Here is a 12,422-nt window from a genome sequence, read left to right on the forward strand (position 1 = left end):
CATTGAAAAACATTACTCTATTATTCAGTTTCTTTTTTACTCTTTTATCTTTTTCGCAAGTTTCTTTTGATAAAGCTCAGGACGCAATTTTGAAAGAATTTGTAGCCGATTGTGCGGAAAAACATGACTACAATATTGAAATGGCCAAATGGCAAGCATGCCTTGATGAAGGTTTAAAAAAAGATAGCACAATTGCTCAACTCTGGCAGTTAAAAGCCATGCCGTATTTTAAATGTAAAAAATACGAAGTTGGAATGCCTTATTTGGATAAAGCAGTTCTGTACAATAAACAGGAATGGCTCCCGTATCGAGGGTTTATAAAATGTATTTTTGCCAAAACTTATAAAAGTGCCATAACAGATTTTGAAGAATGCATTAAATTGTATGGAAACAGCTATGTTATGGATCATACATATCGTTTTTACATTGGACTTTGCTACTTACAATTAAATGAATATGAAAAAGCAGAAAAGCTTTTTGATGATTATGTGAATGACATTTACAAAAACAGAAATCAATTAGAACATCCTACGGCATATTTTTATCAAGGAATTGCAAAGTATGAACTTCAAAAGTTAGATGAGGCTATTGTAATTTTTGACAAAGCATTAAAAATATATCCTCAATTTTCAGATGTAAAATATTATAAGGCAATCTGTTGGTATAAAAAAGGTAAACCAAAAGAGGAAATAATGGCTTTGATTGAAGAGGGAAAACAAGATGCTAAAAAAGGATTTTCAATTAATGAAGACAATACAGTTTATGAAACTTATCCGTATCAAAAGAAATTAAGATAATAACAATCAAACTATAACAAAACTTTATACTTCAAAGTAACTAGTTGCGAGTAAACTTTGTAACTTTGCAGTTCAAAAAGTACAATTTAAAACAAAAGAATATGTATCCACTAGATATGGTAAAACCAATGGAAGCTGAATTAACAGCTGCAGGTTTTCAAGATTTACATAGTGCTGAGGCTGTTGAGAATGCTATCAAAGCTGAAGGTACCACTTTAGTTGTTGTAAACTCTGTTTGCGGGTGTGCTGCAAGAAATGCACGTCCAGGAGCAAAAATGAGTTTGGATAATGCTAAAAAACCAGATCATTTAATCACTGTTTTTGCAGGTGTTGACAAAGAAGCTGTTGATGCTGCAAGGCAACATATGTTTCCATTTCCTCCATCTTCGCCATCTATGGCTTTGTTTAAAAACGGAGAATTGGTTCACATGTTAGAGCGTCACCACATCGAAGGACGCCCAGCTGAATTAATTGCTGAGAATTTGCAGGATGCGTTTAACGAATTTTGTTAATTCGTTAGGTTCAAAGAGACAAAGGTACAGAGGTACAAAGATTAAAAAAAGCACTATTTTATAGTGCTTTTTTGTTTTTTTAGAATAGTTGAGAAACCTTTGGACCTTTGTCACTTTTGAACCTTTGTGCCTTTAGAGACTCCATCCCCCGCCAAGTGCTTTGTACAGTTCAATCATTGAACTTAATTGTCTTTCTGATAATTGTGCAAGGCTTAACTGAGCATTAAAAAGATTCGTTTCTACATCTAAAACTTCTAAGTAAGAAACGTAACCACTGTCATATCTTTCATGAGATAATTTGTAGTTTATTAAAGCAGCTTGCACTTGTCTATTGCGGGCTTTCCATTCTTCTTGATAAGTTCTAACGTTTTGTATAGATTGTTCTACTTCAGAAACGGCATCAATATATTTTTGTTGATAAAGAAATTTGAACTGTTCTGCCTGTTGTCTGTTTATTTCAACTCTTCTTTTGTTTTTTCCGAATGCAAATATTGGTCCTGCAATTCCGCCAGAAGCATTTTGCATATATGAGCTTCCTAGAAAAAGATTACTCAAATCTGCACTTGCAAATCCGGCAATGGCAGCAAGATTGATAGATGGAAACCGCATTGCTTGAGCTACGCCAATTCTTTCGTTTGCTGCAGCATATCTTAATTCGGCTGCTTTTACATCGGGTCTGTTTTCTAATAAGGCAGACGGAATTGATAACGGAATTTTACTGACTATCTGTAACTCTGTATTGCTTTTTCCTCTCGGAATTTCAGTAGGAAGCTGACCAGTAAGCAATGCAATTGCATTTTCTTGATAGGTTATTTGTCTTTCAATATTCGGAATCGCAGCTTCGGCAATGGCAACCTGTTGCTCAATTTGCACTTTGTCAACTTCTGAGATATACCCTTTTTCAAATCTCTCGCTTATGATTTGATAGTACTTTTCTCTGGTTTCAAGAGTATGTTTGGTTATTTCCAGCTGATCATCAAAATTTCGCATCTGAAAGTAAGCTATTGCAATGTTGGCGACGATATCGGACAATATTACTTTACGAGCTTCTTCTGTGGCAAGAAGTTCATTTTTAACAGCATTATTTTCATGACGATATTTCCCCCAGAAATCAAGTTCCCAAGACATAGTTGCGCCCGCTGTCGATGGAGTAATGTATTTCTTGTTGCTGTTTATGGTAGCTCCATATTGAAAAGATGGAAATAAATCTGCTTTGGAATAACCTAATTCAGCACGAAACTGTTCAATTCTCGAAACCGCAATTTTTAGATCATAATTATTCTCAAGGCCTTTTTGAATAAGACCTTTTAAAACATCATCATTAAACAAATCAAACCATTTTAGATTGGTTACCGAAGCGAGACTGTCTAAATTTCTTTCGTTTTTATAAGAATCTGATTTTAACTGCTCAGGTTTTTTATATTTTGGACCAACCATACATCCCATTGGAAATAAGGAAAGAGCCAATACAATAACGATTATTTTATATTTCTTACTCATGGTCTGTAGTATTTGATTCTACATTGTTTTCTCCTGCTACGATTGTTTCTTCTTTCTTGTGTCCAATTTTTTCAATCATAACAAATAGACCTGGTACAATTAATACACCGAGAACGGTGGCGATCAACATGCCGCTAAACACGGCCATTCCCATTACTATACGAGCTTGTGACCCCGCACCTGTAGCAGTCAGTAACGGAACTACTCCAAGAATGAATGCAAAAGCAGTCATCAGGATTGGTCTAAAACGAAGTCTTGCTGCATACATTGCCGATTCGTAAAGAGGTTTCCCTCTTTCATATTCTTCTTTGGCAAACTCAACGATCAGAATGGCATTTTTCGCTACTAATCCGATAAGTAAAACGAGTCCGATTTGCGCAAAAACGTTGTTGACATAAGCATCACTTCCAAACCTTGCTAAAAGAAGTCCTAAAAATGCTCCAAATACCGCAAAAGGCGCTCCAAGGAGTACACTAAATGGCAGTTTCCAACTTTCGTATTGTGCGGCTAAGATTAAGAATACAAACACCAATGCCATAATAAATACAGAAGATCCTCCAGGTGAATGTTTTTCCTGATAAGATAAGTTAATGTAGTCAAAACTCATATCGGCAGGTAAGGTTTGTTTGGCGACTTCTTCTAATGCAGTTAAAGCTTGCGCACTACTATAACCATCGTTCGGACTTCCTCCAATCTCAGCAGATCGGAATAAATTTAAACGGTTCGTGAAATCGGGTCCAGATACTTTGGTTGCTGTAACAAGTGTAGATACTGGAAGCATATCGCCTTTATTGTTTTTGACATAAATCATGTTTAAATCTTCCGGCTTTACACGATTAAAGGCTTCTCCCTGCACATACACTTTGTATTGACGCCCGAAACGGTTAAAGTCATTTACATAACTTCCTCCTAAAAAGGCTCCAAGCGCTTCGGTAACTTTAGAAACAGGTATTCCTAATTTCATTGCCTTGTCATTGTCGATATCCAGCTTAATTTGTGGGGTTCCAGCATTAAAAGTGGTGTAAATTCTTTTTATTTCAGGACGCTGTTGTGCCGCGGCAATAAATTTTTGCGTCTGTTCTGCTAGATATTGAGGCGTATTTCCTCCGCGGTCTTGTAGCATCAAACTAAATCCAGCAGAAGCACCCAAACCTTGAATCGCGGGAGGACCAAATGAAAAACAGGTTGCAGTTGTAATTTGTGTAGCCAGTTTTTTATTGAATCGATCTACAAACTGTTTAGCCGTTTCAGCTCTGTCTTCCCAAGGTTTTAAGGAAATAAAGATGAAAGCGTTGTTTGGCTGATAGGAGTTTGTAAGCATACTAAATCCGTTTATCGTGGTATAAGACAGAATAGACTTTTCTTCTTTAAGGAAGCTGTCTACTTTTTTAGATATTTCGTCGGTACGCTGTAAAGATGATGCAGGCGGCAAAGCAATATTTACTAAAACATAACCTTGATCTTCTTCAGGAATAAATCCTAACGGAATCTTTTTGCCTAAAAGCACAATAGAAACCAGAATAACAGCTAGTAAAACAACAATACGCATTGCTTTTTTTGCAAAAAATGTTGCTCCACCAATATATTTTCCTGTCACATTTTCGAAAACTCTATTAAACCAAGAAAAGAATTTAGCAAGCCATCCTTTTTGCTGATCGAGAGGTTTTGTTGGTTTTAATAACATAGCACAAAGGGCCGGACTTAAAGACAAAGCACTAAATGCCGAAAAGGCGACCGAGACGGCAATGGTTATGGCAAATTGCTGATAAAAACGTCCTGTAATTCCGGGTGTCATAGCAACTGGAATAAAAACGGCACAGAGAATTAATGCAATGGCAATTACTGGTCCCGAAACCTCTTTCATCGCTTGAACGGTAGCCTCTTTAGGAGTTTTTCCATGTTCAATATGATGTATTACAGCTTCTACAACCACAATCGCATCATCGACCACGATACCAATTGCGAGTACTAATCCTAAAAGTGAAAGTGTATTGATCGAAAATCCCAACATTGGGAAAACCGCAATAGTACCTATTAGCGAAACAGGAACCGTAATTAATGGAATTAAAGTAGCGCGCCAGTTTTGCAGGAATATAAATACTACTATAATAACTAAAATAATAGCCTCAAAAAGAGTGTGAACAATATCATCAACCCCTGCAGTGATAGCAAGTGTTGTATCTAAAGATTCTTGGTATTCGATGTCTTGTGGAAATCTTTCAGACAATTGTTTCATCGTTGCTTTTGCAATTTCTGCCACCTCGAGAGCATTACTTCCTGGCATTTGGTACATAGCAATAACAGCACTTGGCGAACTGTTTCTTCTGGCTGTTGAACTGTAATTTTCTGTTCCTAATTCGATTCGGGCAATATCGGCAAGTAAAACTTGTGCTCCATCTTCTTTGCTTCGAACTACGATATTTCCAAATTCTGTTTCGGTTACCAATCGGTCTTGAAGTGTTACACCGTATGTGAATTCAGTATTAGGAGGTGCTGGTTCAGCTCCAAATTTTCCTCCTGGACTGATCATGTTTTGTGCGTTTAACGCATTTTTTACATCTTCAACTGTTACACCGAGTTTACTCATTATGTCAGCTTTTAGCCAAATACGCATGGAGTAATCACTACCACCAAAAAGAGCAACTTCTCCAACTCCTTTGATACGAGCCAGCTGGTCAACAACATTGATACTAGCGTAGTTATTTAAAAACTTAGCATCATATTTCGGATTGGTAGATGTAATGGTAAAAAGCATCATTGGGAACGAAAGCGATTTTTTTACCACAACCCCCTGTTGTTTTACACTCGAAGGCATAAAGGGAGCAGACTGGTTTTGTCTGTTTTGCGTAAGCATATTGGCGTTGTCCAGATTTGTTCCTACGTCGAAAGTTACCTCAATGGTACAAGCACCATCAGAAGTATTGATCGATTTCATGTATAACATATTTTCAACACCATTTACTTTTTGCTCGATCGGAGTAGCAACTGCCTGTTCAACATTCAGCGCATTTGCTCCAGTAAAAGAAGTGGTAATTTTTACAACAGGCGGGTTAATATCCGGATATTGCGAAATAGGTGTTTTTTGTAAAGCCAGTAATCCAAGTATCACAATAATAATACTAATTACAATGGCAACAATCGGTCTTCGGACGAAAAATTCTCCCATAATAGTATGTGATTTAGGTTACTTTGCAACTATAGTTTCTGGATCGCCCAATTGCCATTGAACAATTTTAGGGGTAATGACACTTCCGTTTTTCAATAGTGAAGTACCTCCCATGGCTATCTTATCGCCAGGTTTTAATCCTTCTTCAATGATATAACCGTTCTTAACTGAAGGTCCTGGTTTTACAATCTGCATTTGAACTTTGTTGTCATTACCTACTACATAAACTTGATAAATTCCTTGGACTTCAATCACTGCGCGTTGCGGAATCACAATGGCGTCCTTGCGAATATCTGTAAGCAATGCAACTTTTACATATTGACCCGGACGAAGCAATTTATCTGGATTAGGGAATGTAGCTTCAAATGTGATTGCTCCTGTAGAAGGATCAATCTGTCTGTCAGCAAAGCTTACTTTTCCTTTTTCTGGATAGATAGAACCGTCAGACAATTTTATAGTGACTGTTGCGCCTGAACCTTTTAAAGCAGAATTTGGTTTGCTAAACTCTCTAAAGAGACGCAGAAATTCTTGTTCGCTAATCGTAAATCGTACTCTCACATCTCCAAGATCAGAAATGGTATTTAGAATAGACATGGCGCCAGGTCTCACATAATCACCAACACGAACTTTAGAAATACCAATTAATCCTGAAATTGGTGCTAAAATTTGACAATAGCCCAATTCTATCTGAGCATTTTGAACCGAAGCGTCAGATGCTTTAATCTGTGCTAGTGAAGCGTTGTACGCTGCTTTTGCCGAAACCAATTCTCTCTGACTGACAGCATTCATTTTGGCTAAAGGAGTAATCATATCCAAATCTGATTTAGTTTTAGATAATCTCGCCTGCGATTCTGCGGCAACTCCTTGAGCTTCGTTAAGTTTTGCTCTGTATGGCAAAGGGTCAATTGTGTAAAGAACTTGTCCTTTCTTGACAAAACTTCCTTCTTTGAAGTTCATACTTTCGATAATACCATCAACTCGAGGGTTAATTTGAATGTCAGATTGACCAAAAGTCTGCCCCGTATATTCAGATTCTAAATCTACATCTTGTTGTAAGACTGAAGTAACTGAAATTTCTAATGGTTTGGGCGCTGGCGGGGTTTCTTTTTTGCAGGAAAAAAATAAGAAACTTAATAAAATTGCTGAAGAATAGATTTTGTTCATTGTTAAATTCTTTAGATAAAATTCATTAAATACAACTGACTAAAAACCAATAAAGTGCAATAGCTAAGTTAGCGTTTTTTTGTTTAGGTGAATAAATATTGTGCAGATTTTGTTAATTTTAGTTAAAATTTTATCTATCTGTTTATCAGTTTATAATTGAAAATCGGATGAAGTGCTACTAACTGCCGATAAACTGCATTTTTGTAAGAATAAATTATTTAAAGAATAGTAATAATAATTCAAAAACTTTTGTAATCATGTCAAAAAATAACAAGAAAAAACACAAAAAAACTGAAGATGATGATAATGATTTAAAAAAATTAAATAAAAAGGAATTATTACATCGAGCCAAAAAATTTTCTGAGCAATATTGTGTTGGAGATGATAAAGATTTTACTTTAAAAGGCAAACCAACATCTCATTTGGGGAATGAAGATAAAGAATTGGTTCAGAAAACACTGCAAATGGGCGTAAAGGCCCTCGCTACCATGCAAGATATTTTATATGCGCAGGATAAATGGTCCGTTCTTATCATATTCCAAGCGATGGATGCAGCTGGAAAAGACGGTGCAATCAAACATGTGATGTCAGGAATTAATCCGCAGGGCTGTCAAGTTTCTTCTTTTAAAGGACCAAGTTCAGAAGAGTTAGACCATGATTATTTGTGGCGCTGTCAAAAACATCTTCCAGAAAGAGGCCGAATAGGGATTTTCAATCGTTCTTATTATGAAGAAGTACTGGTGGTTCGTGTTCACGAACAAATATTAAGGAGTCAAAAAATCCCTGAGAAATTGATAAAGGAAAATATCTGGGAGAATCGTTTTGAAGACATTCGAAACTTTGAAAAATATTTAAACAGAAACGGAACAGTTGTGATTAAGTTTTTTCTGAATGTTTCTAAAGATGAACAAAAGAGAAGATTTATTGAAAGAGTCGACAATCCTGATAAAAACTGGAAATTTAGTGCAGCCGATGCCAAAGAACGTGGCTATTGGGATGACTACATGCACGCATATGAAGAATTGATTAAAAATACATCTACCAAAAAATCGCCTTGGTACGTAATTCCCGCCGACAATAAATCGTATGCTCGAATTGCAATTGCTTCTGCAATCATTCATGCTTTAGACGAAATGGATTTGGAATATCCTAAAGTAAGTGCTGAAAAAATCGCAGAACTCAATGAAGTTAAAAAAGCATTGTTAGAAGAGAAAGAGTAACTTTTTACAACTATAAACATTCATTTATAATTGTGAATTAGTATTATCTTAATCTTTCTTAATATGATTTCTAAGCTTTTACCCTCACTATATTGGATTAAAAATTATGAAAAACAGAATCTCAAAAGAGATTTTATTGCAGGTGTAACCCTTGCCGCTTATGGAATTCCTGTTTCTCTTGCCTATGCAACTCTTGCAGGTTTACCTCCCCAATACGGAATTTACGGTTATCTCATTGGCGGAATATTTTATGCTTTGTTAGGATCTAGCAGGCAGCTTGCAATAGGTCCAACATCTGCAATTTCTTTATTAGTAGGCACAACTATATCAGGCATGGCAAACGGTGATGTGCAACGATGGTCAGAAATTGCCTCGCTTACGGCATTAGTGTTTGCAGGAATGGCTATCATAGCCTATCTGCTGAGGTTAAGTGGCATCATTAATTTTATCAGTGAGACTGTTTTGGTTGGGTTCAAAGCGGGTGCGGCGATCACTATTGGTTTAACACAATTGCCGAAATTGTTTGGAGTTAAAGGAGGAGGAGATAATTTTATTGAAAGGATTGTTATTCTCTTCCATCAAATTCCAGACATGAATACTGCTGTTTTTATTTTTGGAATAATTGCAATTCTGATATTAATCATAGGAGAAAAAGTAGCCCCGCAGTTTCCGGTTGCCATATTAATAGTGATTTTATCTATTATACTTATTTCGAGCACTTCATTAAAATATGCCGAATTCCATACCGTTGGGATTATTCCGACTGGACTTCCTGAGTTTCATTTACCTTCTCTCCGAATTCGAGATGTCGAAGGAGTTTTGCCACTCTCAATGGCTTGTTTTTTATTGTCTTATATAGAAAGTGTTTCTGCTGGACGCACCTTAGCACAAAAAAACGGATATGTTATCAATCCGCGACAAGAACTTCTAGCACTTGGAGTTGCCAATGCGGCTGTTTCACTCGGGCATGGTTATCCTGTTGCGGGCGGTTTGTCTCAATCCGCTGTAAATGATGCTGCTGGAGCTAAAACGCCATTGTCACTTTTGTTTGCTTCGGCTACAATTGCTTGCTGTCTTTTGTTTTTGACAGGATATCTTCAAAATCTACCGACCGTAATTCTGGCCGCTATTGTTTTAGTAGCGATAAGAGGTCTTTTTGATTGGAAAGAAATGAGACACCTTTATAAAATAAACAAACAAGAATTTGCTGTTGTAATGATTGCGTTTGCAGGAGTATTGATCTGGGGAATTCTCGCGGGAGTTTTACTTGCAACACTTGTAACCTTATTGCTTTTATTAAAAGCGGCTTCAAAACCTCACGTAGCTTTTTTAGGAAGAGTTCCGGGAACTAGGGTTTATACAGACCTGAAAAGACATCCGGATAACGAAAAAATGGAAAACATCTTGATTGTGAGAGTAGAATCTTCTATATTTTATTTCAATTCGGAATATATCAAAGAACGAATCTTGGAAAAAATCTACAACGAACAAGATTCTTTAAAAACAGTAATATTAGACCTCAATTCTTCACCTCGTATAGATATTGCCGGCGCACGTTTCTTAAAAAACTTATTTATTGATTTGCAGACAAAGAACATTACCCTAAAAATTGCCGAAGCTCGTTCTGATGTTAGAGATAGCCTGCGGGCAGAAAATCTTGAAATTCTATTTGGACATATTAGCCGCTCTGTTTCTGTAGATGACTTAGTACAGCTTTCTATAAAAGAACATCAAAAGCATTAAAATGTGTTGTAAATCAATATATAAAGTATCGAAAGATGTTAAAAAAATCAGATAATTAGGGGAAGGCCATTTTTAATCTCAAAATAAACTCTAAATTTGCCGCAGATTTTAAAGAAAATCTAAAAAACATATATATTCTTAACTTAAAACTGTTTATAGCATGCAACTGTATAACACTTTGAGCGCAGAAGAAAGAGCCATCATGATCGATGATGCAGGACAACAACGACTTACGTTGTCTTTCTATGCGTATGCCAAAATTCAAGATCCACAAAAATTTCGTAACGATTTATTCATTGCCTGGAACGCGCTCGATGCACTAGGAAGAATTTATGTTGCCAATGAAGGAATTAATGCTCAAATGAGTGTTCCTGCAGAAAATTTTGAAGCTTTTAGAGAAACGCTTGAAGCTTACGATTTCATGAAAGGCATACGATTGAATGTTGCCGTAGAACAAGACGATCATTCCTTTTTAAAATTAACAATCAAAGTGCGTCACAAAATCGTTGCCGACGGTTTAAACGATGATACTTTTGATGTTACTAATATTGGCGTTCACTTGAAAGCCAAAGAATTTAACGAAATCCTTGATGATCCAAACACAATTGTAGTAGATTTTAGAAATCATTACGAAAGTGAAGTAGGACATTTTAAAGGTGCGATTACTCCAGATGTTGAAACTTTTAGAGAGAGTTTACCAATTATCAACGAACAGCTTAAAGACCACAAAGACGATAAAAATCTGGTAATGTATTGTACTGGAGGTATTCGTTGCGAAAAAGCGAGTGCTTATTTTAAGCATCAAGGTTTCAAAAACGTTTATCAGTTAGAAGGCGGAATCATTAATTACGCTAAACAATTGAAAGAAGAAGGTATAGAAAGCAAATTCATTGGTAAAAACTTCGTATTTGATAATCGTCTGGGCGAAAGAATCACAGATGATATTATTTCGCAATGCCATCAATGCGGAAAACCTTGCGATAATCATACAAATTGTGAAAACGATGGTTGTCATTTATTGTTCATTCAATGTGATGATTGTAAAGCCGCAATGGAAAATTGCTGTTCTACAGAATGTCTAGAAATCATCCACATGCCTTTAGTTGACCAAGTTCGTTTAAGAACTGGAAAACAAGTTGGAAATAAAGTGTTTAGAAAAGGAAAATCTGAAAACTTGAAATTCAAACATTCAGGTGAACTTCCTGAAACTGCTTTAGCTACAGCTCAAAAACCAGCTGATATCCGTCAGAAAATAAAAGTAAAGAAAGTACTTCTTGGAAAAGCAGAACATTATTATGTAAAAGCACAAGTTGGACAATTTACTGTAGAAAATCACGAATTAAACAGCGGTGATAGAATCCTTATTTCTGGCCCTACAACTGGTGAACAGGAATTGGTTTTAGACAAAATCATTGTTAACGGTGCAGAAACTCAAACTGCTAAAATTGGTGATAAGGTGACTTTTGAGGTTCCTTTTCGCATTCGTTTGTCAGATAAGTTGTATAAAATTGTAAATTAGCAAAAATTTTTATGCTAATTTATTTATGTCGCAATCGTTTACCAAATTATGGATTCATGTAATTTGGGCTACCAAAAACCGTCAAGAATTAATTGATTTTTCAATTGAGAAAAACCTCTATGATTATATTTGGCAAGAGTTAACAGAACTTGGTTGCCCAGTTAGAATCATTAATGGAATGCCAGATCATGTGCATGTTTTGTTTTTGCAAAATCCACAAAAAACAATCACAGATATTGTAAAGCAAATCAAAGGAAGTTCTTCTCATTTTATGAATAGAGGAGAATTTATCCTTGAAAAATTTGCATGGCAAACCGGTTTTGGTGCTTTCTCTGTCAGTGAATCTCAGTTAAATGCTGTTTACAATTACATTAAAAATCAAAAGCAACATCATCTTAAGAAAAATGGACAAGATGAATTTGATGAGTTTGTAAAATTGCATGGGTTAGAGGATAAATGATAGCTTGACTTAATGATACATTTCCCGTGGTTGAAACCACGGGAAATATTTGATAATATATACGCAAAGAAAAACATAGCCTGCGGTTTCAATGGCATGGGCGCAAGAAATTTCCTTAACGATTATCCATTTTTTTGGATTGAATCCGATACGTTTCCCGTGGTTGAAACCACGGGCTATATTTGACAATATATACGCAAAGAAAAACATAGCCTGCGGTTTCAACGGCATGGACGCAAGAAATTTCCTCAACGATTATCCATTTTTTTGGATTGAATCCGATACGTTTCCCGTGGTTGAAACCACGGGCTATATTTGACAATATATACGCAAAGAAAAAC

General features: G+C 36.1%; 10 protein-coding genes. 6 read left to right on the forward strand and 4 right to left on the reverse strand.

What is annotated here, in order from left to right:
• Nucleotides 1-2 precede the first annotated feature (2 nt).
• Entirely contained in the window at nucleotides 3-797 is a 795-nt protein-coding gene (locus ABXT06_RS19415) for a tetratricopeptide repeat protein (protein ID WP_354592225.1), read from the forward strand.
• A 101-nt stretch (nucleotides 798-898) separates the two neighbouring features.
• A complete protein-coding gene (locus ABXT06_RS19420; protein ID WP_111284876.1) occupies nucleotides 899-1,309 on the forward strand; it encodes a BrxA/BrxB family bacilliredoxin in 411 nt (136 codons plus the stop codon).
• 132 nt (nucleotides 1,310-1,441) lie between these two features.
• On the opposite strand, the gene ABXT06_RS19425 is transcribed toward ABXT06_RS19420, so the two are convergent.
• The 3 genes from ABXT06_RS19425 to ABXT06_RS19435 are packed head-to-tail and all read right to left on the reverse strand — an operon-like array spanning nucleotide 1,442 to nucleotide 7,139.
• A complete protein-coding gene (locus tag ABXT06_RS19425; RefSeq protein ID WP_354592226.1) occupies nucleotides 1,442-2,809 on the reverse strand; it encodes an efflux transporter outer membrane subunit in 1,368 nt (455 codons plus the stop codon).
• Nucleotides 2,802-5,975, reverse strand: a complete 3,174-nt coding sequence (locus tag ABXT06_RS19430; RefSeq protein WP_354592227.1) for an efflux RND transporter permease subunit — start codon at nucleotides 5,973-5,975, stop codon at nucleotides 2,802-2,804. The genes ABXT06_RS19425 and ABXT06_RS19430 overlap by 8 nt, the downstream gene beginning before the upstream one ends.
• Before the next feature lie 18 nt (nucleotides 5,976-5,993).
• Nucleotides 5,994-7,139 carry an efflux RND transporter periplasmic adaptor subunit gene (locus ABXT06_RS19435; protein ID WP_354592228.1) on the reverse strand — a complete coding sequence of 382 codons (1,146 nt, stop codon included), beginning with the start codon at nucleotides 7,137-7,139 and terminating at the stop codon, nucleotides 5,994-5,996.
• Nucleotides 7,140-7,396: 257 nt separating this feature from the next.
• On the opposite strand from ABXT06_RS19435, the gene ABXT06_RS19440 reads away from it, so the two are divergent.
• The 4 genes from ABXT06_RS19440 (at nucleotide 7,397) to tnpA (ending at nucleotide 12,081) form a co-directional block, all read left to right on the forward strand.
• Nucleotides 7,397-8,359 (forward strand): polyphosphate kinase 2 family protein, encoded by a 963-nt coding sequence (locus ABXT06_RS19440; RefSeq protein WP_354592229.1) that lies wholly within the window; start codon nucleotides 7,397-7,399, stop codon nucleotides 8,357-8,359.
• A 63-nt stretch (nucleotides 8,360-8,422) separates the two neighbouring features.
• Entirely contained in the window at nucleotides 8,423-10,102 is a 1,680-nt protein-coding gene (locus tag ABXT06_RS19445; protein ID WP_354592230.1) for a SulP family inorganic anion transporter, read from the forward strand.
• Nucleotides 10,103-10,262: 160 nt separating this feature from the next.
• Complete coding sequence (trhO, locus tag ABXT06_RS19450; protein ID WP_354592231.1) at nucleotides 10,263-11,621, forward strand: oxygen-dependent tRNA uridine(34) hydroxylase TrhO; 1,359 nt, start codon at nucleotides 10,263-10,265, stop codon at nucleotides 11,619-11,621.
• 25 nt (nucleotides 11,622-11,646) lie between these two features.
• The gene (tnpA, locus tag ABXT06_RS19455) at nucleotides 11,647-12,081 is read left to right on the forward strand and encodes an IS200/IS605 family transposase (RefSeq protein WP_354592232.1); all 435 of its coding nucleotides are present in this window, start codon (nucleotides 11,647-11,649) and stop codon (nucleotides 12,079-12,081) included.
• Nucleotides 12,082-12,196: 115 nt separating this feature from the next.
• On the opposite strand, the gene ABXT06_RS19460 is transcribed toward tnpA, so the two are convergent.
• On the reverse strand, nucleotides 12,197-12,422 hold a 226-nt coding region (locus ABXT06_RS19460), incomplete at its 5' end, for a hypothetical protein (RefSeq protein WP_354592233.1).

It is taken from the genome of Flavobacterium sp. UW10123 (assembly GCF_040538975.1).
GTDB lineage: Bacteria > Bacteroidota > Bacteroidia > Flavobacteriales > Flavobacteriaceae > Flavobacterium.